The sequence below is a fragment of the Paenibacillus sp. DMB20 genome (genome assembly GCF_000987955.1).
Lineage (GTDB): Bacteria > Bacillota > Bacilli > Paenibacillales > Paenibacillaceae > Paenibacillus_AQ.
Map to the genome: position 1 here is coordinate 152,047 of NZ_LAZU01000031.1, position 26,331 is coordinate 178,377.

17 protein-coding genes, 11 tRNA genes and 2 rRNA genes are annotated in these 26,331 nt (G+C 49.8%); 1 reads left to right on the forward strand and 29 read right to left on the reverse strand.

The window, feature by feature from the left end:
- Window positions 1-92: 92 nt before the first annotated feature.
- The 9 genes from XI25_RS34725 to XI25_RS15715 form a co-directional block, all read right to left on the reverse strand.
- Window positions 93-695: a Gfo/Idh/MocA family protein gene (locus XI25_RS34725; RefSeq protein WP_235439908.1), complete on the reverse strand. Its 603-nt coding sequence runs from the start codon at window positions 693-695 to the stop codon at window positions 93-95.
- Entirely contained in the window at window positions 620-1,156 is a 537-nt protein-coding gene (locus tag XI25_RS34730) for a Gfo/Idh/MocA family protein (RefSeq protein ID WP_235439909.1), read from the reverse strand. The genes XI25_RS34725 and XI25_RS34730 overlap by 76 nt, the downstream gene beginning before the upstream one ends.
- A gap of 50 nt (window positions 1,157-1,206) precedes the next feature.
- A complete protein-coding gene (locus tag XI25_RS15680) occupies window positions 1,207-3,561 on the reverse strand; it encodes a family 1 glycosylhydrolase (RefSeq protein WP_160308924.1) in 2,355 nt (784 codons plus the stop codon).
- Between the two features lie 175 nt (window positions 3,562-3,736).
- Window positions 3,737-5,257, reverse strand: a complete 1,521-nt coding sequence (locus XI25_RS15685; protein WP_046679405.1) for an extracellular solute-binding protein — start codon at window positions 5,255-5,257, stop codon at window positions 3,737-3,739.
- A gap of 58 nt (window positions 5,258-5,315) precedes the next feature.
- Entirely contained in the window at window positions 5,316-6,176 is an 861-nt protein-coding gene (locus tag XI25_RS15690; RefSeq protein ID WP_046679406.1) for a carbohydrate ABC transporter permease, read from the reverse strand.
- Window positions 6,170-7,030, reverse strand: coding sequence for an ABC transporter permease (locus XI25_RS15695; RefSeq protein ID WP_235439914.1), 861 nt, complete (start codon window positions 7,028-7,030; stop codon window positions 6,170-6,172). The genes XI25_RS15690 and XI25_RS15695 overlap by 7 nt, the downstream gene beginning before the upstream one ends.
- Before the next feature lie 284 nt (window positions 7,031-7,314).
- Complete coding sequence (locus tag XI25_RS31355; RefSeq protein WP_052759622.1) at window positions 7,315-8,793, reverse strand: response regulator transcription factor; 1,479 nt, start codon at window positions 8,791-8,793, stop codon at window positions 7,315-7,317.
- A 2-nt stretch (window positions 8,794-8,795) separates the two neighbouring features.
- Entirely contained in the window at window positions 8,796-10,616 is a 1,821-nt protein-coding gene (locus tag XI25_RS15710) for a cache domain-containing sensor histidine kinase (protein WP_046679407.1), read from the reverse strand.
- A gap of 24 nt (window positions 10,617-10,640) precedes the next feature.
- Window positions 10,641-11,687 carry a LacI family DNA-binding transcriptional regulator gene (locus XI25_RS15715; protein ID WP_046679408.1) on the reverse strand — a complete coding sequence of 349 codons (1,047 nt, stop codon included), beginning with the start codon at window positions 11,685-11,687 and terminating at the stop codon, window positions 10,641-10,643.
- A 135-nt stretch (window positions 11,688-11,822) separates the two neighbouring features.
- On the opposite strand from XI25_RS15715, the gene XI25_RS15720 reads away from it, so the two are divergent.
- A complete protein-coding gene (locus XI25_RS15720; protein ID WP_046679409.1) occupies window positions 11,823-13,367 on the forward strand; it encodes an FAD-dependent oxidoreductase in 1,545 nt (514 codons plus the stop codon).
- Window positions 13,368-13,606: 239 nt separating this feature from the next.
- On the opposite strand, the gene glmS is transcribed toward XI25_RS15720, so the two are convergent.
- From glmS to XI25_RS15820, 20 genes are all read right to left on the reverse strand, one after another.
- Window positions 13,607-15,439, reverse strand: coding sequence for a glutamine--fructose-6-phosphate transaminase (isomerizing) (glmS, locus tag XI25_RS15725; protein ID WP_046679410.1), 1,833 nt, complete (start codon window positions 15,437-15,439; stop codon window positions 13,607-13,609).
- A gap of 847 nt (window positions 15,440-16,286) precedes the next feature.
- On the reverse strand, window positions 16,287-17,627 hold the full coding sequence (gene glmM / locus XI25_RS15730) for a phosphoglucosamine mutase (RefSeq protein WP_046679411.1): 1,341 nt from the start codon (window positions 17,625-17,627) through the stop codon (window positions 16,287-16,289).
- 40 nt (window positions 17,628-17,667) lie between these two features.
- Window positions 17,668-19,143 (reverse strand): CdaR family protein, encoded by a 1,476-nt coding sequence (locus XI25_RS15735; protein WP_046679412.1) that lies wholly within the window; start codon window positions 19,141-19,143, stop codon window positions 17,668-17,670.
- Window positions 19,136-19,966, reverse strand: a complete 831-nt coding sequence (cdaA, locus tag XI25_RS15740) for a diadenylate cyclase CdaA (RefSeq protein WP_046679413.1) — start codon at window positions 19,964-19,966, stop codon at window positions 19,136-19,138. The genes XI25_RS15735 and cdaA overlap by 8 nt, the downstream gene beginning before the upstream one ends.
- A 201-nt stretch (window positions 19,967-20,167) precedes the next feature.
- The gene (locus XI25_RS15745) at window positions 20,168-20,782 is read right to left on the reverse strand and encodes a zf-HC2 domain-containing protein (RefSeq protein WP_046679414.1); all 615 of its coding nucleotides are present in this window, start codon (window positions 20,780-20,782) and stop codon (window positions 20,168-20,170) included.
- 116 nt (window positions 20,783-20,898) lie between these two features.
- Entirely contained in the window at window positions 20,899-21,468 is a 570-nt protein-coding gene (gene sigW / locus XI25_RS15750; protein ID WP_046679415.1) for an RNA polymerase sigma factor SigW, read from the reverse strand.
- Window positions 21,469-21,740: 272 nt separating this feature from the next.
- On the reverse strand, window positions 21,741-24,527 hold the full coding sequence (ppc, locus tag XI25_RS15755) for a phosphoenolpyruvate carboxylase (protein ID WP_046679416.1): 2,787 nt from the start codon (window positions 24,525-24,527) through the stop codon (window positions 21,741-21,743).
- Window positions 24,528-24,818: 291 nt separating this feature from the next.
- Window positions 24,819-24,892: transfer RNA gene (locus tag XI25_RS15760), tRNA-Gly, on the reverse strand.
- Between the two features lie 11 nt (window positions 24,893-24,903).
- A tRNA-Pro gene (locus XI25_RS15765) sits at window positions 24,904-24,977 on the reverse strand.
- 22 nt (window positions 24,978-24,999) lie between these two features.
- Window positions 25,000-25,076: transfer RNA gene (locus XI25_RS15770), tRNA-Arg, on the reverse strand.
- Window position 25,077: 1 nt separating this feature from the next.
- Window positions 25,078-25,152: transfer RNA gene (locus XI25_RS15775), tRNA-Gly, on the reverse strand.
- Window positions 25,153-25,158: 6 nt separating this feature from the next.
- Window positions 25,159-25,242, reverse strand: a tRNA-Leu gene (locus tag XI25_RS15780).
- A gap of 14 nt (window positions 25,243-25,256) precedes the next feature.
- A tRNA-Lys gene (locus tag XI25_RS15785) sits at window positions 25,257-25,332 on the reverse strand.
- 5 nt (window positions 25,333-25,337) lie between these two features.
- Window positions 25,338-25,412: transfer RNA gene (locus tag XI25_RS15790), tRNA-Gln, on the reverse strand.
- A 56-nt stretch (window positions 25,413-25,468) separates the two neighbouring features.
- Window positions 25,469-25,544: transfer RNA gene (locus XI25_RS15795), tRNA-Val, on the reverse strand.
- Between the two features lie 32 nt (window positions 25,545-25,576).
- A tRNA-Glu gene (locus XI25_RS15800) sits at window positions 25,577-25,651 on the reverse strand.
- A gap of 10 nt (window positions 25,652-25,661) precedes the next feature.
- A tRNA-Thr gene (locus XI25_RS15805) sits at window positions 25,662-25,737 on the reverse strand.
- 3 nt (window positions 25,738-25,740) lie between these two features.
- A tRNA-Asn gene (locus XI25_RS15810) sits at window positions 25,741-25,816 on the reverse strand.
- A gap of 7 nt (window positions 25,817-25,823) precedes the next feature.
- A 5S ribosomal RNA gene (gene rrf / locus XI25_RS15815) occupies window positions 25,824-25,940 on the reverse strand.
- 149 nt (window positions 25,941-26,089) lie between these two features.
- Window positions 26,090-26,331, reverse strand: a 23S ribosomal RNA gene (locus tag XI25_RS15820); the annotation flags it as partial.

Here is a 26,331-nt window from a genome sequence, read left to right on the forward strand (position 1 = left end):
GATCTTACTTATTTCGTATCGTGGAGGAACGGATTTTCCACATTATTGAATGTTCTTCCTACGCATCAAATAGTTTCCCAATATAGGTTTGATTACAATCTGACTTCCGCACCCAGTTCGGCGGATCGGTACAGCGCAGTTAATATTTTTATCATATCGACGCCGTACTGAGGAATCAAAATCGGCTCCTCCCGACCCTGTATGACTTGGACAAAATGTTTGATATGTTCGCCGTGCGCATCAACTCTGCGATTTCCCATTATCGGCTGGATATTGACGAGCTGGCCAGCCGTTTCCCCGAACAGTTTTAGCTCCCCCTTCACAATGCTTGCTCCGGCCCTGGTGCCACGCAGCTCGAGGAATGTCCCTTCTTCCTGCACGTTCGAGGCCCAACTGAATTCAATCTGCAAGGTCACGTTATTGTCAAAGCGGATGAACCTGATCGCCAAGTCTTCGACATTGAACGTGCCTTCCTCCTTCTTCTCCCCAAATTGGCTATTCTCGGAATCGGACAAGTCCGTTCCCGCAAACTTGCAGTAAGTGGCTCCGGAGACGGCGACCGGCTTCGGGTTCCCCATCATCCACAAAGCAAGGTCGATATAGTGAACGCCGAGATCGATCAGCGGACCGCCGCCGGACAGCTCCTTGGTCGTGAACCAGCCGCCCTTGCCGGAATGCCTCGGCGGCGAAGCCACCCGCAACGGCCGGTATAAATTTCACCCATATGGCCTTCATTGATGTATCGTTTCAAATACTGGGAAGCCGGCGTGAAACGATTATTCCGCATCGTCATTAGTACTTTGCCGCTAGCCGCAGCTGCATCAGCCATTTCTTCTGCTTTCTCTGGATTGACGGCATCCGGCTTTTCGCAGAACACGTGTATACCAGCCTTAAGGGCCGCCACCGCCACCTCCGAATGGTAATGATTCGGCGTACAAATATCAACAGCATCAATGTCCCCATGTCGCAGCAGTTCCCGATAATTCGTATACACGAGGGCGATGCCGTGTTCGTCAGCAAGCTTTTGCGCCCGCTCCTGTACAACGTCGCACAGGGCGACGACCTCAATTTCTGGATGCTCCAACCAGGCAGGCAAGTGCGCTGACCTGAAAATGTTACCTGTTCCAACAACGCCAAGCTTCAATTTACGCGACATTCCGAGTGCTCTCCTTTTTTCCATAGTCTCCGAAAAAATCTTTCAATTGATTAGTGAACCCACTCGAACCTAACAGCGTCGGCAATCGTGAAGCCATCGTCGGCTCCACTGACTTTCACATAGTTCCCACTTCCCGGCATCAAGTGATAAGTTCCGATTAAATTCCACGTCCCGCCACCAACCTTCTGATTCACGGTCTGGCCGGTGTCCGTGCTGGCACCGTATTGAATAATCAATGGAGCGGCATCCGCCCTGTTCGGTCCGGAGGGCCACCACATATAAAGCTTGTAATCCCCTTCAAGCGGAATGTCGGGCGTCCACATGGCCCAGCTCTTCAGGTCTTTCGAAGTAGATTTGTGATGAGCATAATCCGTTCCATAATACCCTTTCGGCTTGTCGCTCGTAGACCATCTTGAATGGAAGGTAGCTCCACTGTCGGTATTGTCTACGATAATATCTTGATCCACGCTCAACTTGGTTAGCTTGACATAGTCCAACAGTAACGTGTATCCCGAGCTGTTGGCATTCTTGCCGACAATCTGGAATTTGAATTCCTTATTGCCCGCCGTACCGAAATAGTAGTTACCGAGATCCGTCTCCGTAGAAAGAGTAGAAGACCGGTATTCATCCTGCCTACTTCCGACACTCATTCCATCGATCACGAGTTGGTACGTGCCTCGATCGCTAAAACGTATGGATTTTACTTTGATGTCGTAAGCGCCCGGCTGTGGGATATAAACTGCATAAGTAACGTAGTCATCCACTGCATTCGCACTCAGCTTATCGGCGCCGGTTCCGCTGTAGCTGCCCGCCGTTCCCGTAATCAGAGTATGGCTGTCTCCGGATGAAACGGTAGTCGGCAAGCCTTCTACTTCAGCTGTGGTCACCGTCCCTGTTGATACATTTGGAACGACACGGGTGACATTCCCTTTGATATATTGAACATTTTGGGTTAATGTCAATTGGATAATACCGTTAACAGGCGTACGCTTGCTCGAATTCCCCATGATATCGGTAACCATAATCGAACTGTTGGTGTGAAGAGACACACCTTGCGCCGTACCATCGGTCGTCCACATCGTCCTAATCGTTTCGGCGCCCTTCGTAAAAGTGTAACTAGCGATCGAAGAGTTGCTGAGTTTGTCTGCACTGCTAAAAGTCGTATTCGACAACTGTCTCGTTAATGCGGCATACGTAGAGAAAGCCTTCTTCGGCGCATATGCGCCTTTCGGATCTTTCGGATTTCTCACGAGACCGCGACTATTATCCACGTTCGTCGGATCATATATTTTGTCTTGCAGATTATAGGAACTCATCAGGTTCAGACCGTTCGCGTAGCCGAGAATCGTTTTCTGAGCTTGCCGGTATGCTTGGAATTCTTCGGAGAAATTTGCCGTAGATATGCCATACTCTGTCATATTCATGGGAATGGTCACGTTGTTATTGTAAAAATTGATACGATTATTGAAATCAGTTATGTCGCCCGCTAGAATATTGGGGTCCGTATTATAGTTGTGAAACGAGAACTGATCCATGTAACTCAGCCCGCCTAAGCTGAATAAGGTATTCGGGAATGATGCATTAGCCTGGTATGTACTTGCAACTACGCCGCCTATAATAGGAAGAGTTGGAGCTGCATTCTTAACGACGGGATAAGTCGCTTTCAACAGCTCGAAGTACGCTCCTGGCCGCTGTTCCGGTGTCAGTCCCATTGTGTAGGTTTTAATGTCTGGCTCATTCCATACTTCCATCCATTTGATTTGACTCGGAAACCTTTGAACAGCCGTTTTGGCGTAATTGGCGTAAGCTGCAAGTGCTTCCGTACTTGTTGGGAAATTGCCATTATCATACAAAGGATTATTCAATGCAGCCGTAAAGATCATAGACAGATTATTTGCGGTAAGCGTATTCATAAAATTATTGTGAAACGATTTGAAGTTATAGATTCCTTTGGTCGTATCTTCAATATCGGACCATCGGAAAGAGTCTCTGACATATTTAACCCCTAGTTTCTTCGCAATAGGCAGCAAAACGGAAGCATCTTGAGCGATTCCATCGGTCCGGGCTGCATGTGTCTGCACGGAGAAATGGGAGCTAGTCACTTGATTAAGATCGAAGTTCGATACGACGGCGAAAGAGGTTTCCGTCTGAAGGAGTGCGGCGCCGCTGCTGTCTTTTGCTTTGACGAGCAGCTGAAACCAGCCGTACTTGTTCGGATTTACTGTAATGATAGCGGATCCGGAACTGACTAGCGTGGTTCCACTTTCCACTGTGGTACCCCAATAATCTGTGTACGACCAATCGACTGAGGCTCCGTCTGTTTGCACATTAAATGTCTTCGCATCATTTTCATAGAATATATTGCCCATCACGCTCTGCACAATCGTCAACGAAGCCGCTTTCACAGGACTGACTCCCATGAAGGAAGCTGCAATTACTGTCATCGCAACAACTAGACAGCATACCAATTTTGCACTTTTCAACATCATATACACCCCTTGTATTTGATATTTGCCCATTTGACCAAGCTTAGCCGACGCTAAGTGACTGACTAAGCTTGGACGCCAAGGGTTGCGTGACTTACTTGATCAACTCCAGTTCCTTAGCTCGCTTCTGAGCTTCGTCTTGCAATAATTTGTATTTGAAAGTAGTATCCAGCGTATTGAGGAATTCTGGATATTCGGCGAGCGAGCGCTTGCTATAAAGGAATTTGATTAGCTCCTCGTTTGCGAAACGACCAGCATCAGCAGCGTTGTGGCCTGCAGGAGGCAAGACCGAACTCCCGAAGCTTTTGATTCGTGCGAGCGATAATGAGAATTTGATCATCGGCTCCTCATTCGGAAACTTAGTCTTCAAGTACTCTTCGTTCGGACGACCAGTAAACTGATAATAATGGAAATAGTTACCTTCCTTGGCCATCAGTTCTGTCAGCATGATTTTTCCATTCTCTACCTTGTAGTGTCTGTCTTGAATGCCGTACATAACCAGTTGATTGCCTTCTTTGGTGGATACATAATTCAGTAGATCGAATAGTTTTTGCAGCTTCTCCGGCTGCTTCTCGAGCGACTTCGGAATCGCGAGCAGACGAGACGGCTTTTCGGAATCGAAGGAGTTATCGAATTGACCTCCAGGACCCTTCGGCGGAGAGATCTGAATCCACTCGGCTTTCGCATTGATTGTCTTGTACTGATTAATGAATTCCTGCTTGCCCATATCCGTCCAACTGGAATAAACTATACCCGCTTTGCCTTGGAACGCTTGATCCCGGCCCATGGTTCCCTTGTTTGTCATAATCTGCGGGTCAACGTAGTTGGATGAAATCAGCTTCTGAATGTAGCCGAGCGCATCCTTCATTGACGGGTCGTGATAAGAGTCGACAACTTTCCCGTCCTTGATGTAAAACGCTCCTGGCAAACCTACGCCATATGCACCGAAGATGGGTGAGAAGGCGGAGAAATCCATCCCATTGCCGGTCATCGCAAACGTATCTTTTTTGCCGTTGCCGTCCGGGTCGTTCTCCGTAAACGATTTGGACACGGCCATCAAATCGTCCAGTGTTTGTGGAACCTGCAGCTTCAGGTTGTCCAGCCAATCCTTGCGAATCCAATAAGAACCAAATGGAACGTCAGCGATCCGGGTGATGGCGTAATTTTTCCCGTTGATTACGCCTTTCTTTAGAAGAGAAGGGCCCATGAAATCTTTAGCTTGCTTCAGCTTATTGTCCAAATACGGAGTCAGGTCGAGCAGCATCCCTTTCTGCGAAAAATCATTCAGCGTCGTTAAGTCGAGCAGCATCATATCCGGATAATCGCCTGCCGCAACCCGCACCTTGAGCTGATTCAAGTATTCCGTTATGCCCTGCGTATACGACATATCCACATCGATGCCAAGCTTTTTGTCAAGCTCCTTCTTGATAATGTCGTTCTCCGGACTAGGTACGCCCGAGCCTTCCTGCATAATTTTCAATTTCACTGGGGCCGTATTGGCCGGTACTTTTTCTTTGCTTGCCACGCTCCCATCTCTTCCCGTGCTGCAACCAGTCGCGACTAGTGACATGGCAAGAACGGCTGCCGCTGCTGGCATAACCCATTTGATTCTCATAGATGATTCCCCTTTCCCTTTTTACATTATGGATGTATTGTACCGGTTTTACCCAGAATCAACCTTTCACAGACCCCAGCAGCATGCCTCGGGTAAAATGCTTCTGCAAGAACGGATAAACGGCGATGATCGGAGCGCTGGCAACAACGATGGCAGCCATCTGCATGGTAACAGTCGGTACAAGCTCATCCGGGTTATCAAGCGGCTTCTGCGTCTGCATCAGAAGATCCCTCACCACCACCTGCAGAGGCCGGAGATTTCGATCTGAGATATACATAATGGCCGAGAAGAATTGATTCCAATGACCAACCGCATAGAATAAACCGACAGTCATAATCGAAGGAATCGCGAGCGGAATGACTATGCTGACCAGCAAGCGAAGTTCCTTTGCACCGTCCATTCGGGCCGCTTCAAACAACTCTTCCGGCAATTGTTCGAAGAAGCTCTTCATAATGAGTACGTTAAAGCTCCAGACAGCTGATGGCAGAATGAGCGCCCATACGGAATTGAGCAAACCCGTTGCCTTGACGATTAGATAGGTCGGAATCGTTCCGCCGCTGAACAACATCGTGAAAACAATCATCAACAGAAACCAATTGCGATATGGCATCCCCTTGCGGCTAAGCGGATAAGCAAGCAGCAGGGTCAGGATCAAGTTGATTGCGGTACCAACGATCGTAACAAATACTGTGATTTGCAGGGAGCGGAGAATGCCGGCCGTCTCCCAAATTTTCAAGTAGGCAGTAAAGGTGAACTGCTTCGGGAAGAGGATATATCCGCCATTCTTCAGCACTTCCACATAAGGCGTTACGGAGACAGAGACGACATAGAGTAATGGGACTATACATAAAAGGCCTACGATCGCAAGCAGCAGGACGACGAAAGTGTTGAATATACGATCATTGCGACTCGTTACCATATGCCCTGTCCCCATTTCTTCGCAAGTGCGTTGGAGCCAAGTACGAGAATGAGACATATGGCCGATTTGAACAGGCCGACTGCAGAGGCAAGGCTGAAATTCAACTGCTCAAGCCCCGTCCGGAACACCCAAGTATCGAGAATATCAGCGACAGGGTATACTTGAACGTTATAGAAAATGTAAATTTGCTCGAATCCCGCATCCAGAACGGAGCCCAGCTTCAGAATGAGCAGCAGAACAATCACGTTCCGAATGCCCGGCAACGTAATGTGCCAAATCATACGCAGCCGGGATGCCCCGTCGACCCGGGCAGCTTCATAAAGCGTCGGATCGATGCCGGCCATAGCTGCTAGGTAGATGATTGCGCTCCAGCCTGTATTCTGCCATATTTCCGAGCCTACCAGCACGCTGCGGAACCACTCCGTCGAAGTAAGGAAAGGTATCGACTGACCGCCGGATTCAACGATCCAGCGGTTAAGAATCCCTGAATTCTCTGACAACAGCATTAAGCAGATGCCATAAATAATAACCCACGATAAGAAGTGCGGCATGTAGCTGATCGTCTGGACGGCCGACTTGAACCAGCGCACCCGGCACTCATTGAGCAGAATCGCCAACACAAGCGGTGGGAACATGCCGAATATAAGCTTGTAGACGCTGATCAGGAATGTATTGACGAGCAGTTGACTGAAGTAAGGCGATTCGTAAAACATCTGAAAATGCTTGTACCAAGGATCCGCCCATGGACTGTTTACAATCCCCTCTAGGATATTGTAATCCTTGAAGGCGATAACAACACCGTACATAGGTACATACCGATAAACGATGTAGTAGATAATTGCGGGCAGCATCATGAGATAGAGTGTTTTGTAAGAACGTAGCACTCGAAAATGACGGGCTCTCTTGTTCTTGCCTGTTATTTTCGAAACTGCTGAAGGAATTGAATGGATAGGTAACTGGTTCATTGGTCGCCTCCTTTGCATAGAAAGTTTGTTTGGCCTGCTTTCACTGTATCACGCAAGACTTAAGCGACCTATGAACAAATCCCACTTCTCAATGCACAATTCCCACTATAATAAAATAGCCCTGTTCTCCAAAGGGGGAGACAAGGCATCTTGTGTTCTCACATCTCATCATTTCAATCTCCGCGACGGTAATCGTTGGGTGTCTGATGGGTCCACTTTTTGAACGTACGGAAGAAATAGTTCGGATTCAAGAAGCCGACGAGTTCCCCGATCTCATTCACAGGTACCTCCGTAAACCGCAGCATCTCCTTCGCTTTCTCGACACGGATGCGCTGTACGTATTGAATCAGCGATTTTCCGGTCTTTTTATGGAATAAACCGCTCAAATACTTCTCGTCCAACTGGACCATCTCGGCCATCGCCTTAACAGTGATGTTATGGTCGTAGTGATCTTGAATAAATACCATAATCCGATTCACCTCGGGATGATTGGTCTCACCTTTGCGGCTTAACGAAAGGTTGTGCAGCGAATCGACCGCCGCCTCCATGGTACGTAAGCATTGCGCATGCGAGGAAGCCCGAGTCACTTGGCTTTTATGATAAGCAAGCGCCTCACCGCGACCATCCGCGATAATATCCAATGCGCGCAGAGCAAACGTCTTTACGCCGTACCACGAGATACGGTCTCTTTCCATATCTGTCCAAGCCTCCTGCAAGAGCGGCATCATGCCGGAAGGACCACACCGGCCAAGTTGACGCAGCCGTTCGGATTCGCCACGCCAGAAGGCGTTCGGCAATGCGTCCTCGGCACCTGGTATGACGCGGAACCATCCCGGTTTGGCCGAATACCAACTGGTGTCAAGCCGCCGGAGTACGAGTTGCCAATCGCGTTTAAACGCAGCATACGCGCCTTTCTCTAAACATGAAACAGCGAATGGTATCTGTCCGGGTCGAGGGATGCCGCCTACCCATCTTGGAGGCTTGGAACTCCAAAGAAATATCGACGTCATGCCGAGTGCGCCAAATTGATGCACAAGCGGCGGAGTGTGCCAATCCATAAGCCTCCAAGAATCGAGCAGCTTAGCATCAAAGCCCTCGCCTCCATCCAGCGCCGTACAAATGATGACATGCCCCCAAGCATCTTCCATAGGCTCCTGCTTTGCCGGGGATTCTGATACAACTAGACTACTTTCTCGCGGGTTGCCGTTCAAAATCGCTTCCCACTCTTTCGGATAAGCCTTGTACAGCTCGGCGTACGAGCGTTCTTGAGTCTGCTTCGTCAGTTGCTTGCTTACTTTGTCGAGGGTCATTTGCAGCGACTCGGGACTCATCGATAACTTGAGTAAGTAGCCTGTCGCCCCGAACTCAAGTGCCTGCTGAACATATTCAAATTCATTCATGGCGGTGAGCATAATGAATAACCCGTCGAAGTTCCTTTCCTTTGCTAGACGCAACAGCTCTAGTCCGTTCAAGTTTGGCATCACGATATCGCTGATGACGAGGTCCGGATGGTGACGCTCCATCTCCTTCAATGCCCGCTCCCCATCCTCCGCTTCGGCGACGACTCGGAAACCAAACGCTTCCCAATCAATGATACCAATAATCGAACGACGTACGATCGCTTCATCCTCAACGACCAAGACTTTCCACATCTTCAGCCCTCCCTTGTCGATTCCGTGCTCCCGTAAGGACGAGAAACAAGCAGCGGCATTGTCATCTGCGCCAACGTCCCGGACTCCATCGGGAGTAGCTCCAAAGCCGCTTCCTGCCGAAACAAAAGCTTGAGCCGATCCTGCAAATTATGTATGCCGATCGGCTTGCGCTTGCGCGGTACAGTCTGGACCGCCTTCGCCATCTCCAAACCAACGCCGTTGTCCTCCACCTCAAGAACGAGTTGCCCAGACTTCACATACACCCGGATCACAATGCGACCATCTTCGACGGTCTTCGAGAAACCGTGCTGGATCGCGTTCTCTACCAGCGGCTGTAGCGACAACTTAGGCACGAGAGCGTACTGCAGTTCTGGGTCGTACCGGTCCAGCTCCAGTTCGTAGTGGAAGGCAAACCGACCTTCGTGTCTTACCTGCTGGATATGTGCGTAAGCCTTCGCCATGTCGAGCTCGTTGTGCAAATGAATGAGTTCGCTATCGGAATTCAGGCTAGCCTCAAGCAGCGTTCCGAGCGACATGCAGATCTCAGCTGTTTCCCGATCCCCCTTGGCCAATACGTTCCACTTAATCGTATTCAGCGTATTGAGCAGAAAATGGGGATTCATCTGCTGCAAGAGCATCTGGAAGCGGATCGCTTCTTTCTGCCGCTCCTCCAGTTTCAGCCGTTCGATCAGTACGTTAATATCCCCCGTCATCGTGTTGAATGTCTGAGCGAACTCCAAGATCTCTCCTTCGTATTTGTCTGTCGGAATTGAGACCCGAAACTGCTTGTCAATCATTTCGGACATTTTCATGCGCAGCAGCTGCAGTGGGCGGGTCACTCGCGCTAAAAGCGCGAATGTGATCAGGATAAACAAGACGGTAAACAAGAAGAAGGAGGCGAAAAACTGCCGCTTCAACGCCTCGATGTCACCAAATAGCAGATCCAAAGGAAACTGGCCGACCAAATACAAGCCTACGGAAGGTATCGAGCTTGTATTTAATATATGGGTCCGATTACGATCCACATAGTAAGGCTCTTTGCCATCGTCTAAGGAGTGGATGATCCTTAAAATGTCACTAGGCACGTACGTATCCGTACGACTTTGAAAAACAACTTTACCCTGACTGTCAACAATGAAATACTCTTGCTGAATCAGGAATTGACTGACGCTCGAGCGGAGCCATGATTGATAATCAAACTGTACCGCCACAATTCCTTCCGGCCGTCCCGTCTCGTCGGTCAGCGTCATATAGAATGCCAACTTCGGTTGCTTACGCGGGGTCGGCTGCGGTTGCCCTCCATCTTTGCTCTCGGTCTCGGTTTCCCACACATAGGACGCCTCCCCATTCAAAAGAGACCGCACAATTACAGGATTCAGCACAGCATCGGTAGATGGGCTATTCGTATCGACATATTTTCGCCCGGATAGATCAGACAACGTATAGTTCACATAAAGGCTTGCCAATCCAAAGTCGTTCTTTAACGATTGCAAGGTCAGCATGATCGGATCGATGGTCGACGAAGCTGTCGTCGGGTTGGTTTGCATTAAAGACGGATTGCGAAGCCATTCACGAATCGAGGGCTCCTTCTCCAACCGAAGCGAGCTGTAGAACATCAACGATCGAAGGCGTTCGAAATTGTCCTTCACCTGATCGAGCTGGTATTGATTCTGTTCGCTGATTCTCTTAACGTATACGCTTTCAATCGTCGAGTAGCTGCGAAGCTGCAGAAAAGAGAAGGGAATTAGGATGAGAATGAGAAACGACAAAAACAATTTATTCTTTATCGTCTTGGGAAACAGCTTCCGCCATGTGAATCGCATATCTATCCTCCTATCCCGCCATTCCTAACCTTCAAAGTGTTTCAATGGCAATACGGTATTCCCAGTGTAAAAGGCCCCCTGTACAAAGGTATGCTCATAAGGCTTGGATGGATTGGCGAGGCGCCATAGCATCCGCTCAGCTGCACGGGCTCCAGCCTCCCGGACAACAAGAAAGGGTCGGGTCAAGCCGGGCAGAAGTTCGTTCCGGTCATCCTCCAAACTGATAAGCGAGCAGTCACCGGGAATGCTTCGCTCTGCGAGACTACAGGCATAATAGATCCAGGCCAAGTCGTATTGAACAGCGCATAAGATTGCCGTCGGCTTCGTCCGCTTCAGCTTTTCCACCACTTCCGCAATCCATTGCTCTTTATCGCTGATCGCGCCAGTGACATGATCTTCCGAATTTACATTTTGCCCTGCCTCCTCCATTGCTTCCTTGAAAGCACGCCAACGAATGGAGAACCCCCGGTGCCTTACCGTATCACCAATGTACAAAATACGGGAATGCTTCATCGATGCCAAATAGCGAACGGACTGCCAGATAGCGGTTCCAACGTCCCAGATGACGCTGTCCACCTTTTCGGCGGGCATTGGGAAATTAATCATGACACGGGGAATCTTCAAAGAAAGCAGCAACCGCTCCAACCCCGGCTTGATCGCTGGAGGAATGAAGACTCCATTCCAGTAAGCAACGTTCTGCTGTTCCAACCACTCCTCGATGACTCCTGCTTCATCGCTCTCAGGAGCGATTAACGTTTGAACCGTATGTCCGAATTCCTGCAGCTTTTCCTGCAGCCCCTGCAGAATCAATTGATGCAGCTTGGAAATGTTACCGTTTATGATAAATTTGAACACCCGCGGATTCGCCGAGAAGATCGGGATTTGTTCGACAGCGAAGCCACGTTCCTGTTCCTTGGTGCGGTAACCTAATCTTCTCGCCGCTTCCAGAACAGCCCTTCTTGTTTCTTCGGACATGCCAGGAAGTCCCCGCAGCGATTTAGACACGGTATGGATCGTTAAATTTAACTCCGAGGCAATGTCATGGAGCGTTACTTTCTTCTTGATCGGCATTAGACTCCCCCCAACATCAATGATTTCAATCAAAAGTGTAAATAAAAATGTAACTAAAATGAAACTATGAATTAAAGCTTTTTTATAAATATACTGAAACCAAGGCAATTCCACAACTACAAAGAGGTGATCGATATGTTAGATTTTAACAAAATAAAGTACTACGAGCCTTTGGCGTCATCGTCCGATGCGGCCTACAAGACCGATCTATGCATCTACGGCGGTAGCTCAGCCGGAGTAGCAGCAGCGGTACAAGCCAAACGCATGGGGTTAAACGTTGTGCTCGCAGAATTCGGACACAAGCTGGGAGGCTTGTCCTCCGGCGGTCTTGGCCAAACCGATATCGGCAACAAAGCCGCGATTGGAGGCATCTCACGTGAGTTTTACCAAGCAATGGGGCGTCACTACGCTAGTATCGAAGGAGACGGCACACAATGGAACTTCGAACCTCACGTAGCAGATCATATTTTCCAGGAGTGGGTCGAACAAGATGGGATCACAGTACTGTATGGCCAACGCTTGTCGACTGTTCGCAAGTCGCAAGGCAAGATCAACAGCATCGTGATGGAGAGCGGCGTTCAGATTGAAGCCGACATGTTTATCGACGCCACTTACGAGGGGGATTTGTTAGCTGCAGCCGGAGTCTCGTATCATGTAGGCCGTGAAGCGAATTCGGTGTACAAGGAAACGTTGAACGGCGTTCATTTCGGCCATCCGAATCATAATTTCAAAGCATGGGTCGATCCCTTTGTTATTCAGGGCAAGCCGGACAGCGGCTTGCTGCACGGTGTATCCGACGCGGCTCCGGGCTATCAGGGCCAAGGGGATCACTGTGTTCAAGCCTACAACTTCCGCATCTGCCTGACGAATGATCCTAGCAACCGCCTGCCGTTTCCGGAACCTCCGAACTACGATCCCGGAATGTTTACCCTGCTGGCTCGTTATATCGATGCAGGTGTATGGGACTCCCTTCGTCTTCACTCATCGATGCCGAAGAGCAAGACAGATCTGAACAACTTCGGCGGGGTGTCGACCGACTATATCGGAATGAACTATGAATGGGCTGAAGGCAGCTACGCCCGACGCGAGCAAATATTCCAAGACCATTTGACTTATAATCTGGGCATGCTGTATTTCCTTTGTAACGACAGCCGCGTACCTGAGGCCATCCGCAAAGAAGCACGACAATGGGGGTTGCCGGCTGATGAATATACGGAATTCGGAGGCTGGTCTCCACAACTTTACATTCGCGAAGCGCGAAGAATGATTTCGGACCTGGTGATGACCGAGGACGACTGTCGTGGCTATCGCAAAGTGTCCGATTCCGTAGGACTCGCCGCTTATCAGATGGACTCTCACAACTGCCGGCGCATCGTCATTGATGGCCGTTGTATCAATGAAGGCAACGTTGAGGTTCGGCCTTCCGGCCCCTACCCCATTTCGTACCGATCCATCATTCCTAAGGGTGAAGAGTGCCTCAACTTACTGGTGCCTATCTGCCTCTCCTCCTCCCATATCGCGTACGGCTCGATCCGGATGGAGCCGGTGTTCATGACCCTAGGACAATCGGCTGCTACCGCAGCGGCGTTAGCCATCCAGTACGGCACATCGGTTCAAGATGTCGATTACGCCGAATTGCGCAATCGCCTGTTAGAGGACCGACAAGTATTGGAAAGCTAATTGCGGCTTGAACGAAAAGAAAAGAGGCTATACCAACAGCAGTATGATCTGCTTTTGGTATAGCCCTTTTTGTATTCTACAAGCGTTCACCCAATGGAGTGAACGGTAATAACAATATCGCCATATATATAATTTTCCTTACTTCAAAACTTTATTTGTTGCTTCAAAACTATATTGTCTACTTCAAAACATATTTGTCAGCCGATAACTTTTTTTATCACTTGACACAATCGCCCCGCTTACTCTACCGTCACGCTCTTCGCCAGGTTCCGCGGTTTATCCACGTCATGCCCCAACGCAAGGGATGCGTAGTAGGCAAGCAGCTGCAGCGGCACTACGGACAGCGCCGCTGTAAGAATCGGCAGCGTCTTCGGAATCGCAAAAGCCTGATCCACGGACTTCAGCAGGCTCACGACATGTTCTTCATGCGTGATGACCATGACGTCGGCCCCGCGAGCCTTTACTTCCTTGATGTTGCTCACGGTTTTCTCAAGCACGTCCTCCTGTGTTGCCAGGGCGATCACAGGAATGCCTTCCTCGATCAAAGCCAGCGTACCGTGCTTCAGTTCGCCTGCAGCATAAGCTTCAGAGTGAATATAAGAGATTTCTTTCAGTTTAAGCGAGCCTTCCTGGGCAACGGCGTAATCTTGGCCGCGTCCGATGAAGAACAAATGCTCATGCTTGGAAATTTGTTCTGCATAGTCTTTAATCGCTTCGGTATTAGCCAGCATCGACTCCACCTGCTCCGGCAGAGCTTCCATCGCCGCAAGCATCTCGGCTGCGGCATCTTCCGTGACCGTACCGCGAACTTGTGCGAGATACAGACCGAGCAGATAGAACGCGATTAACTGAGAAGTGTAAGCCTTCGTCGAGGCGACGGCAATTTCCGGACCGGCCAGCGTACCCAGCACATCGTCCGCCTCGCGGGCAATCGAGCTGCCCACTACGTTGGTGATGGCCAGGACATGAGCTCCGTTGCGCTTCGCTTCGCGCAGCGCAGCCAGAGTATCCGCCGTTTCGCCGGATTGGCTGACCACGATCACCAGCGTTTCGGGAGTAACAATCGGCGAACGGTAGCGGTATTCGGAAGCCACGTCATTTTCAACCGGAATGCGGACCAGCTGTTCAATCACGCTGCGACCAATCAAACCGGCATGATAAGCTGTACCGCAGGCAACGATCTGTACGTTGCGGATATTGGCGATTTGCTCTTTCGTAAGCTTCAGCTCCGGAAGAACGACCTTACGTCCGCTCTCATCTACGCGGCCCAGCATCGTATCCCGATAAGCCTTGGGCTGTTCATGAATCTCCTTCAGCATGAAATGGTCAAAACCGCCTTTTTCCGCAGTCACCGCATCCCAATCGACAGAAATCATTTCCCGAGAAATAAAGTTCCCCTCGATTGTCATCAGTTCGACAGCATCAGCGGTAAGCAATGCCATCTCACCGTCATTCAAAATGTATACGTTACGCGTATATTTCAAAATCGCCGGAATATCAGAACCGATGAAATTCTCACCTTCGCCGAGACCGATAATCAGGGGGCTGGCTTGACGCACAGCGACCAGCTTATCAGGCTCGTATTCAGTCAGGACGCCGAGGGCAAAAGCGCCTCTCATGTAAGAAATAGCTTTCTGCACCGCTTTTACGATATCTCCGTCATACTCGCGAGCGATCAGGTGGGAAATAACTTCCGTATCCGTCTCGGACACAAAATGATGCCCCTGACCGATCAGCTCTTCCTTTAATTCCAGGTAGTTTTCGACAATTCCGTTGTGCACTACCGAGAACTTCTGGCTTTCGTCCGTATGCGGGTGGGAATTCACATCCGATGGTTTACCGTGCGTTGCCCAGCGGGTATGCCCAATCCCGGCTGTACCGACAAGCGGAGCGTCCTCCAGCTTGGATTCCAGGTTGGCCAGACGTCCCTTCGCTTTGGCGACGCGAAGTCCTTCGTTCGTAAAAACGGCGATTCCCGCGGAGTCGTAACCGCGATACTCCAACTTTTTCAATCCCTCGATCAGCACCGACTGCGTCTTCTGATTTCCAATATATCCGACAATACCACACATAGTATGATTCCTCCGTTCAATTTCCATAACGAAGCGTGCAAATAGAAACGACTCCATCGTCCTTTCAAGGACGATCGGAAAAAGAACGCGGCGCACATGTGCGGCATCTTCGGAAGAAAAATGAATTATTCAATTATCAACGTTCAACAAAATCAGACATGATGATGACCGATTGAACCGTCATGAATGCACTCTTCTTCCGCCGCATGAAGCCGCGTCTTCGCACACTCATGGTTTAAGTTAGTATGATGGCACCTGCCGGCACGTTGTATGAACGGTCGCCCATTCATTTTCCGATCCGGCTTACGGCTGGTGCATACTGCCGGGAGGTCCCCGCCGAACATTTCGAACACCCCCACCTCGTCAGCTTGCTCTGCCGATGGCACGCTGCCTGATAGGTTCTTGCTGCCGACTGTAATCATACAGGTATCTGGCAGTAATCCTTCTATCCGGGCATCCGGCCGTTCCCGCGCAGCATCAAGCTCTGGCGCTTGTGAATCCTTATAACCTCACGATCCTCGCTTTCTATCTTTGAATGACATTTCTTAATTATATTCATGCGGCACAGGTTTGGCAACTGGACTTGCCACCCATCCAAACCGGTCCCCTTCTCTTCTGAAACCTAATCTAAGAAAAATGTCTTATCGCTATACTCCTATGGACACTGACCGCAATTGGCGTTTATTTTCCTGCGCTATTAAAGAAATTGTACCCCTTTGGGATTCACAATTCTTGATATGAATAGGCCGGTGAAACCTTTTAAAATAGTCCCACCGGCCCAATCACGGCTTAGCCCCATTTGCCTTTAAAATTGTAACCAGAGCCTTAAACCGAGCCTCGAAACTTCTTAGGCCAGTTCCCGCTTCACCACATCGGCAATTTGGTTCACATAACGGTCCAGCTCATCCTTATCCGGTCCTTCGGCCATCACGCGAATCAGGGATTCCGTGCCCGACGGGCGAACCAGTACGCGTCCGTTGTCTCCCAGCAGCTTCTCCACTTCAGTAATGGCGGACTCAATACCGGCATTTCCTTCATATTTGCTCTTGTCGCCTACGCGAACGTTCACAAGCACTTGCGGATACTTGCGCATGGTGTTTCTAAGCTCGCTGAGCGATTTTCCGGAGGCAACGATCGTATCCACCAACTGGATGCCTGTCAAAATACCGTCTCCGGTTGTATTGTAATCGAGGAAAATTACGTGGCCAGACTGCTCTCCGCCCAGGTTAAAGCCTCCGCGGCGCATCTCTTCCATCACGTAGCGGTCGCCTACAGCCGTTTTAGCGGTTTTCAACTTCAGCGTTTCGCAAGCCTTATAAAAGCCGATGTTGCTCATGACGGTCGACACGATGGTGCCTGCCTTCAATTTGCCCGCGCGGTTCATCGCATCGCCGCAAATGCAAAGGATAAAGTCGCCGTCCACTTCTTCCCCGGCAGGGTCGATGGCAATCAGCCGGTCGGCGTCCCCGTCAAAAGCCAGACCCAAATCGGCGCCACGGCGAACCACTTCCTCTTTCAGCTTTTCCGGATGGGTGGATCCGCAATGATCGTTAATGTTCAGACCGTTCGGCTCCGCACCGATGGTTATCACATCCGCCCCAAGATCGCGGAACAACTTTGGCGCAAGCTCATAGGCGGCTCCATTGGCGCAATCCAGTACGATTTTCAAGCCGTCGAAACGGTTGCTGATCGTGGTTTTCAAATACTCCAAGTATTTATATTTGGATTCATTGTCTACAATAACCTCGCCCAGGTCTTTACCGATGGGACGTGGCAGCTCGTCTGTTTCCGCATCCATCAATTCTTCGATCTTCAATTCGGTTTCATCCGACAGCTTAAAACCGTCTCCGCCGAAAAATTTAATGCCGTTGTCCTCCACCGGATTATGCGATGCCGAGATCATGACACCCGCATCGGCTTTTAGCAATCTTGTAATATACGCAACCGCAGGCGTAGATACGATCCCTAAACGGATGACATGCGCGCCGATGGATAACAGGCCGGCTACCAGCGATGACTCCAGCATCGCTCCCGATACGCGCGTATCCATTCCGATGACGATGGTCGGTTTCTCTTTATCGCTGGTGAGAACGTATCCTCCGCAGCGTCCGATGCTGTATGCTAATTCCGCGGTTAATTCCTTATTGGCAACCCCTCTGACCCCATCTGTTCCAAAATATTTCCCCATGTTTCTTTATCTCCTTTTTATCGACTCTTCGTATTATGTTTTACTCAGTTGGCGGATCGGTGCTGATATCAGGCGGCGTTCCTTCATCGCTCCCGTCACCCTCCGGAGGCGTTGTGCCGGTATGATCCGTTCCGTCAGTGCCGTTCTGATTTTGATTTTGATCCTCTCCATGACCGGTGTCGCTTCCGTTATCGGTTTCCGGCTTATCCACCGATTCGGGAGGCTTTTCCTTCCCTCCGCCCTGGTCGGGTTTAGGGTCCGGCTTGCCCGTCACCGGTACGTCCTTCTCCCTAAGCTCAACCTTAACGGCAAGCCGATTCTGATCTACCCGGTTAATAAATGGGGGCAGGGTAACCTGAAGTTGGATTTCATGCACTCCAGCCTTCAAGCCGGCCATGTTGGCGGTCAAGCCGATGTCCGATGGCTGCAGACTGTTAAGCAGATCCGGTGCTCCCGTCAGCGTCATCGACATCGATTGAGTTTTAGGCTCCGTAATGACGGCTTCCATATCGGACGATACGCCTTTTAAGGATATCGGTATTCCGTTGATCACGCGTTCGCCGTAAGAAACAGCCGTTACTTCCACCTCTATGGAACTCGGCTCGATTTTCTCAAAACCTTCGGGCGGCGTCAAGTCGGCCGTAAGCACCGTTGTGCCCGATTTTGTTACATTTTCCAGATGAACGGTAGCTCCTGTATAGGACTTTGCTCCTGCGAGCGCCTCCTTGCTGCCATACAGCCTTACTTCCGTCACCTTCGGAGTCACTTTGGACAAGACCAGCCCTTCCGGAAGGCGCCCGGTATACTCCATTTCCAAAGGAACCGTTACGAAGGCGGCTTCGACAGGGACTTCAACGGCTACGGATTCAGGCATAATCAGGGCATCTTCCATAACGTTTCCTTCTTTATCATATGCGGCCAGTTTGACCCGTTTCTCAACAAAGTTCGTATCGGCCCCATCCAGATCGACGGTTCCCCTGACTTGAGACAAGCGAGCCAGCTCAGATTCAGGAAGGGTAACTTCCACGGTACCTGGTTCTATTTTCACAGGTGATCCCAGGCGATAGCCCGGCGAAAGCTTCCCTTTCGTGCCAATACTTACCGGTACGGCTTTCGACATTCGTTCTTCCACGGTCACCGTAACCATCGTCGGGTCCATTGAGACAAGTTCAACTCCTCTTGGCAAGGAGTACGTTAGCGGAAGCGTATGGGTTCCCGGCTGCTTCACGCTGCTCAAATCAAGCTTTACTTTATACTCCTCTGCAAAAATCGTGGTAATGTCGGACCTTCGGCCCTTTACCTGCAAGGTAACCCGGTCCGTACTAATGCCCGTCAAAGCATAATGGCTGTCATCAAAGCCATATGTCTGAATTTTGACTTCGATGGATTTGGTATTGTAACTGGTCGTCGGCGGAGCCGGTGTCCCGCTGTCGATGTGTACCATTGCCCAGAGCAGTATGCTGACAGCCAAAGCCATGAACTTGGTAGCTGTGTTGTTCTTGATCCACTTATCCATTCTCGCCGTCTCCCTTCCGTTTCCAGAAGAACGAACGTTTCTCCTTAATGGGTGTGGCAGGACGCAATTCTTCGTACAGCTTGGAAATGAGGGATTCTTCCTTAATGTCCCGGACGACCTGCCCGTTTATCGCCAGGGATACTTGTCCGGTTTCCTCGGATACAACGACTGAAATCGCATCTCCCACCTCGCTGATCCCGATCGCTGCCCGGTGGCGAGTTCCCAGCTCCTTGCTGATGAATGGATTTTCCGATAAAGGCAAGTAGCAGCCTGCCGCGGCGATTTGTCCGTTCTGGACGATAACCGCTCCGTCATGCAGCGGCGTGTTCGGAATAAAAATGTTAATGATCAGCTCCGAGCTGATCATCGAGTGCATCGGAATGCCCGACTCGACGAATTCATTCAAACCTGTCGTCCGCTCGAAAACAATCAGCGCCCCGATCTTCCGCCGTGATAAATAATTCACGGCCTTAATGGTTTCCCCGATTAATTTATTGGTCTCTTCATCCATGTCCGCTGACCTTCCGAACAGCTTGCCTCGCCCGAGCTGCTCAAGGCCGCGTCTGACCTCTGGCTGAAAGATAATAAAGATTGCCACCACACCAAAGGTAAAAATCTGGTTCATCAGCCACTTCAGCGTGTACAAATCAAACCAGGTGCTGAGCGCCCAGATCAGCACAAGAACCAATATCCCTTTCAGCAGCTGTACCGCGCGGGTACCGCGAACCAGGAGGATCAGATGGTAAATAATATAGGTAACGATAAGAATATCGATAATATCTTTAATGGACTCTTTCCAGGTTAAGTCCGTAAAATACTCCATACAGTAACCCCCGTCATTCCTTAATCACGCTTACGGCTATAAATGTAGTATGTGCTTTATACTATCTAGGTTATAACGTTAAACCTTCCGATGCAAGTCGCGGGCGCCTGCAAATGACAAAATATTGTAAAGTACGCAAATAAGGCGCCGTCTTTTCGAAGAAAAGACGGCGCCGGTATTCATTAAGGTGCAAAACTCATCCTATCGGTAAGCGACATCCGTAAACAGATTGGAAATTTTATACCATATCCAGTCCATTGCCTTATCGATATCCTTTACTTGTCCGGATATATGGGCCGTGGAGGCTTGAAAGAGCTCTCCGTCGATGACGGTCAAATTGCCGTTGACCTTTCCATAGACCTGGGCCTTTCCGTTCTCTACCGTTAGATCCCCCGCTATGGTCTGATCGGGTGGAATAATAACCGTCTGTCCTTCAATGACGAGCTTGTCGAGTTCGCTGCCCTTCACAACAAGCTGATTCTCCTGGTTCCAGAAACTGACGGTGCTGAAGAGCATAACCACCAGGAATAGAGCCGCTGCCGTTATCGCAGGGTGATTCTTCACCCATGTGATCCATACCTTCTGTTTCTTTTGCTTTGGCAGCATCCCCATGATCCGGTCTGTCAGATCGTCGGAGGGCCCTGTGGAATGATGAGTCAAGGAAAACAGGAGCATATCCGTTTTTTCCAGTTCCTCAAACCTGTTCCGGCAGTCAACACATTGCAGCAGGTGAGTTTTGAGCTCGAGCTGCTGGTGTTGGGACAAGTCATTATCCAGATAATCGTGCATCAAAGAGACGGCCAATTTGCAATCCATATGAGCCAGTCCTTTCGTTCAATCTCTTTGCTGGGTCCATCCCCCTTAAGGGGCATAAGACTTGCTTAATGTTCATACGCGCCGGAGTCCGGATTGTTTCATTTATTTTTTAGATCCTACAATTTAAACTCCAGCTTCTTCCGCAAAAATTCCCGCCCGCGGTGAACCCTTGTCTTGATGGTCGTTACGGGCAAGTCCAGTACTTCGCTAATCTCCTGAAGCGATAAATCCTGGATGTAACGCAACAGCATAATCGTTTTATATTTTGCCGGAAGCGATTCAATGGAATCGTGGATAATCCGCTGCGTTTCGGACAACAGCATCTCTGTCTCCGGTGAGCGGTCGTCGCTCGGAATCATCGAATAACCGTCCATCCCTTCCTGATCGTTCATATCCGCGTCAAGAGAATAGGATGGTTTTCGTTTGCGAAGCCTGTCTATACAGAGGTTGGTTCCGATCCGGTAAATCCATGTCGAGAATTTCTGATTCTCGTCATAACGATCAAGGTTCTTGTACACCCGCAAAAAGGTTTCCTGAACGATATCCTCCGCCTCGTGCCGATTATTCAGCATCCGATAGGCCAAATGAAAAATTTTATCTTTGTAAAGCTCAACAATTTCGGCAAAAGCTCTCTGATCCCCTTTTCGGGCAAGCTTCGCCAGTCTTACATCCAAATTGTCCACCATAATTCCCCCAGAATGGTCTGATGGGTAACGTCTTAAAAGCACCATTAAAATCGTAATTCATCGCTTTCCAAATTGCAACACAAATCGGAAAACAACGCTGCTGCAACAAACAGAAACGACTTCGTCTTCCTTCCTTTATGAAAGGAAGAGGGCTATTCAAGAAACAGGTCAAGCTAAAAAATGAAGCTTTCTTTATCTTAGCAAAAAGGCGGGATTCCCACAGGGAACCTCGCCTTTGACCATCCCTAAATCTATGCGTTTTGTGATCCGTATCAGCCTGTGTTGCGAAGGCCCGCAGCGATACCATTAATGGTCAGAAGCACCTCGCGGAGCAGATCCGGGTCGTCTTCGCCCTTTTCGCGGAGATCGCGAAGCTCATTCAGGAGCTGTACCTGCAGGTAACTCAGAGGATCCACGTAAGGATTGCGAAGACGTATGGATTCCTGAAGCACCGGCTGGTTATCCAATATATCCTGCTGGCCTGTAATTTTGAGGACCATTTGTTTGGTGAGTTCGAATTCTTCTTTGATCAGACCAAAAATACGCTGACGGGCAACATCATTCTTCGTCATGAGCGAATATTCTTTCGCGATGATTAAGTCGGCTTTAGCCATGGCCATCTGCAAAGTATCGATCAGGGAAGTAAAGAACGGGTAATTGACATACATGTCCTGAAGAGTCTTCATGTTCTCTTCCTTGCCTTGATAGAAGCTCTGTAAGCCCGTACCGGCCGCGTACCATGCCGGAAGCAGATATCGGCTCTGCGTCCAGGCAAACACCCAAGGAATGGCGCGCAGGTCCTCGAAACGGTCGCTGTTCTTCCGCTTGGAAGGCCGCGAGCCGATATTCAGCTCCCCAACCTCAGGAAGCGGCGTAGATTCCTTAAAGAAAGACAGGAAGTCCGGATCGCGGAAGATCAAATCCTGATATTTCTTTTGGGAAACGGAAGATATTTGTGCGGAAATCCGTTCCCATTCCTTCTCATGTTCATTCTCTTCAGGGCTGCGGGCATTGATGGAAGCCCGAATCAATGCCGAAGTCGCCTGCTCCAAACTACGGTAAGCAATTCCCTTCAAGGAGTAACGGGAAGAAATGACCTCGCCTTGCTCCGTAATTTTGATGCCTCCGGCAATCGTGTGGGCCGGCTGTGCCAGGATACTCCGGTTCAGAGGCATTCCGCCGCGGCCCAAGGAGCCGCCCCGGCCATGGAAATACTTCAGCTTGACGCCAAACTCATTGCCAACTGCAGTAATGTCCTTCATGGCCACTTGAAGCTCCCAGTTTGCGGTAACGGCTCCGCCGTCTTTGTTGCTATCCGAGTAGCCGAGCATGATTTCCTGAAGGTCGTTCATGGCTTTCAAGCCTTCGCGGTATATCGGCAGGTTAAACAGCGTACGCATAATATCCGGAGCCGCATGCAGATCCTCAATCGTCTCGAACAGAGGGACGGCCTGAAGGGTAGCCGATACGGTTCCGTCGTTATCCTTGCGGAACAGTCCGACCTCCTTCGCAAAAACCATGACCTCCATAATGTCGCTTGCGCCTTCGGCCATACTGATCAGGTAACTGGAAATACAGTTTACGCCAAACTCTTTTTGCGCCCGGTAAATGGTCCGATAAACTTCAAGGCACTCCTCCGTGCTGTCGCTGTAATCCTGATAAGGCGTGGTCAGCGGACGGGGATCGTTAAGCAGCTGGTTCAGCAGCTCGATTTTCTCCTCTTCGGACAGTGCGGAGTAGTCTTCGACCACATTCATTTTCGCCAAAATTTCAGTCATTGCATTCTCATGCTCTTTACTGTGCTGACGAATGTCCAACGTGGCCGTATGGAAACCGAACAGCTCCACTTGCCGGATAATTTGTTTAATATAAGTATCAGCCACATAATCCGCATAATGATGACGTAGGCTGCGGTCGATAATTTGAAGGTCCTCGATAAATTCCTCAGGCGTCTGGTACCGTTCCGCTCCCGTCATGACCGGATCCAGGACATGTCCCATCTTGGCAAGCATGTAGGCAAGCTTGATTCGGTACGGCTCTTTCTCATTGTGCCAAATTTCCATCTTTTTCAGCGTTACATTCTCGCGGTCCTTACAGATGGACTCCTTCAGCTCATCGGTTACGTTAATAATCGTGGCGCTGAAGCTGAGATTTTTCATGAGTCCCGTCAGGATGCGCTGATATTCGCGAATAGCCAGCTTGCGCTGCATTTCGAGCGTTTTCCAAGTCACGTCCGCAGTTACCGAAGGGTTGCCGTCACGGTCTCCACCGATCCAGGAACCAAAACGTAGATACGTCGGCACATGCCAGTCATACCCTGGATAATACTTGTTCAGGCAGCGTTCCAGCTCTTGATAAACCTCTGGCAAAATGTGAAACAGGGTTTCGTGAAAATAATACATTCCGTTGCGGACTTCATCCAGAACTGTCGGTTTACGGTCACGGAGTTCATCGGTCTGCCAAAGGGTAATGACTTCGTTCAGGAGCTTCTCGCGAAGCTGCTCTCTCTCACGGAATGTAAGGGTCGGGTTATCAAGGAGCATTACATCTTCCGATATTCTTTTATGGATATCGAGAATGGCCCGGCGCATCGCTTCGGTAGGATGTGCCGTCATAACGAGCTCCAAAGAGAGACCTTCAAGCATGTTTTGGACTTCTTCATACGTAAAGCTTCGCTCTTTCAAATCCTGGACTGCACTTTCAATGGAACCCGGCTGGACGCTTTCGCCAGCGGAGCGTTCATAATCACGCTTCCGGCGGATCCGGTGATTCTGCTCAGCGATATTAACCAGCTGAAAATAAATGGCGAACGCCCGGATCACCTGATGTCGAATGTCCGGATTGAGTGTGCTGACGATCCTTTTAAAATCTGCAAACAACTCAGGCAAAAATACGGAACGCAACGATTTGCTCGTCTCGCGAATTTTCTCAACTATATCTAAAAGCTCATTGCCCCCCTGGTGGACAAGAACTTCACCGAGAATATTCCCCAGGAACCGTACATCCCGCCGAAGCAGATTATTGGAATTGCTTTTTGCGGTTACAGTAAGTTCAGTCATGCTACTCCTCCCATCTAAACCCGTGTCAACAGTTTATCTTGTCTTTTTATGCTTCCTAATATCATACAATAAATACGCCTGAAAATCTTTACTTTCGAGCCGAAAAAAATTCGCCAGATCGACAAAATAACGCCTTTAGGGCATGACAATATTTTCATATCGATTTCTGGAGATACTTTCGACGGTTCATGGCGACAAACCAACAACACTTTAACACACTGACACTTTGCAGGACCACGGTGTGAATATGTAAAAAAAAACATCACGCGCGGTGATGTCCTGCTTTATGTATGGAGCGGGTGATGGGAATCGAACCCACGCTACCAGCTTGGAAGGCTGGAGTTCTACCATTGAACTACACCCGCAGATGTAACAATCGGGACGACACGATTTGAACATGCGACCCCCTGGTCCCAAACCAGGTGCTCTACCAAGCTGAGCTACGTCCCGTTACATATATATTGACTTATAATGGCGTGCCCTGAGAGATTCGAACTCCCGACCTTTTGATTCGTAGTCAAACGCTCTATCCAGCTGAGCTAAGGGCACATGGAGCGGACGACGGGAATCGAACCCGCGACCCTCGCCTTGGCAAGGCGATGCTCTACCGCTGAGCCACGTCCGCAAAACATGGTGCGCGTGGAGGGACTTGAACCCCCACGTCAAAGACGCTAGATCCTAAGTCTAGTGCGTCTGCCAATTCCGCCACACGCGCACAAGTAAAACTAATGGTGAGCCATGAAGGACTCGAACCTTCGACACCCTGATTAAAAGTCAGGTGCTCTACCAACTGAGCTAATGGCTCAAACATGGCTGGGGATATAGGATTCGAACCTATGCATGACGGAGTCAAAGTCCGTTGCCTTACCGCTTGGCTAATCCCCAACATGAAAGCATTTCTTCTAGTCTGTCCCAATAATGATCAGGACATGTAATGTATATGGTGGAGGCTGAGGGGATCGAACCCCCGACCCTCTGCTTGTAAGGCAGATGCTCTCCCAGCTGAGCTAAGCCTCCATATGTAAGTTCTTCGAAGCAAATTAAGTAAATGGTGACCCGTAGGGGATTCGAACCCCTGTTACCTCCGTGAAAGGGAGGTGTCTTAACCCCTTGACCAACGGGCCATATGAAGAATGGAGCTTCCAACCGGGATCGAACCGGTGACCTCATCCTTACCATGGATGCACTCTACCTACTGAGCTATGGAAGCAAATGGCTCCCCGAACAGGACTCGAACCTGTGACAACTCGATTAACAGTCGAGTGCTCTACCAACTGAGCTATCAGGGAATATGCCGCTTGGCGACGTCCTACTCTCCCGGGACCCTTCGGTCCAAGTACCATCGGCGCTGGAAGGCTTAACGGTCGTGTTCGGGATGGGTACGCGTGGAACCCTTCCGCTATCGCCACCAAACGTGATTTTTCGAAGCATCCGCTTCTCAAAATCGCTGCGAGAAAATATCAGCCCTTAGAAAGGACTATGCAGCTTATGGTTCAGATGTTTTAATCACCTGAAAACTAGATACGAAACGTTTTGCGTTTTAACCACTTTTCAGTGTTTTTTAGGATAAGCCCTCGACCGATTAGTATTGGTCAGCTCCATGCATTGCTGCACTTCCACCTCCAACCTATCTACCTCGTCGTCTTCAAGGGGTCTTACGAATTGGGAAATCTCATCTTGAGGGGGGCTTCACGCTTAGATGCTTTCAGCGCTTATCCCTTCCGTACTTAGCTACCCAGCCGTGCTCCTGGCGGAACAACTGGTGCACCAGCGGTACGTCCATCCCGGTCCTCTCGTACTAAGG

Bases quoted from the DNA above. Each gene is read 5' to 3' on its own strand.
- XI25_RS34730 (WP_235439909.1), bottom strand. From the start codon at position 1,156: ATGTCGCGTAAATTGAAGCTTGGCGTTGTTGGAACAGGTAACATTTTC.
- XI25_RS15685 (WP_046679405.1), bottom strand. From the start codon at position 5,257: ATGAGAATCAAATGGGTTATGCCAGCAGCGGCAGCCGTTCTTGCCATG.
- XI25_RS15690 (WP_046679406.1), bottom strand. From the start codon at position 6,176: ATGGTAACGAGTCGCAATGATCGTATATTCAACACTTTCGTCGTCCTG.
- XI25_RS15695 (WP_235439914.1), bottom strand. From the start codon at position 7,030: ATGATGCTGCCCGCAATTATCTACTACATCGTTTATCGGTATGTACCT.
- XI25_RS31355 (WP_052759622.1), bottom strand. From the start codon at position 8,793: ATGTGGAAAGTCTTGGTCGTTGAGGATGAAGCGATCGTACGTCGTTCG.
- XI25_RS15710 (WP_046679407.1), bottom strand. From the start codon at position 10,616: ATGCGATTCACATGGCGGAAGCTGTTTCCCAAGACGATAAAGAATAAA.
- XI25_RS15715 (WP_046679408.1), bottom strand. From the start codon at position 11,687: ATGCCGATCAAGAAGAAAGTAACGCTCCATGACATTGCCTCGGAGTTA.
- XI25_RS15720 (WP_046679409.1), top strand. From the start codon at position 11,823: ATGTTAGATTTTAACAAAATAAAGTACTACGAGCCTTTGGCGTCATCG.
- glmS (WP_046679410.1), bottom strand. From the start codon at position 15,439: ATGTGTGGTATTGTCGGATATATTGGAAATCAGAAGACGCAGTCGGTG.
- glmM (WP_046679411.1), bottom strand. From the start codon at position 17,627: ATGGGGAAATATTTTGGAACAGATGGGGTCAGAGGGGTTGCCAATAAG.
- XI25_RS15735 (WP_046679412.1), bottom strand. From the start codon at position 19,143: ATGGATAAGTGGATCAAGAACAACACAGCTACCAAGTTCATGGCTTTG.
- cdaA (WP_046679413.1), bottom strand. From the start codon at position 19,966: ATGGAGTATTTTACGGACTTAACCTGGAAAGAGTCCATTAAAGATATT.
- XI25_RS15745 (WP_046679414.1), bottom strand. From the start codon at position 20,782: ATGGATTGCAAATTGGCCGTCTCTTTGATGCACGATTATCTGGATAAT.
- sigW (WP_046679415.1), bottom strand. From the start codon at position 21,468: ATGGTGGACAATTTGGATGTAAGACTGGCGAAGCTTGCCCGAAAAGGG.
- ppc (WP_046679416.1), bottom strand. From the start codon at position 24,527: ATGACTGAACTTACTGTAACCGCAAAAAGCAATTCCAATAATCTGCTT.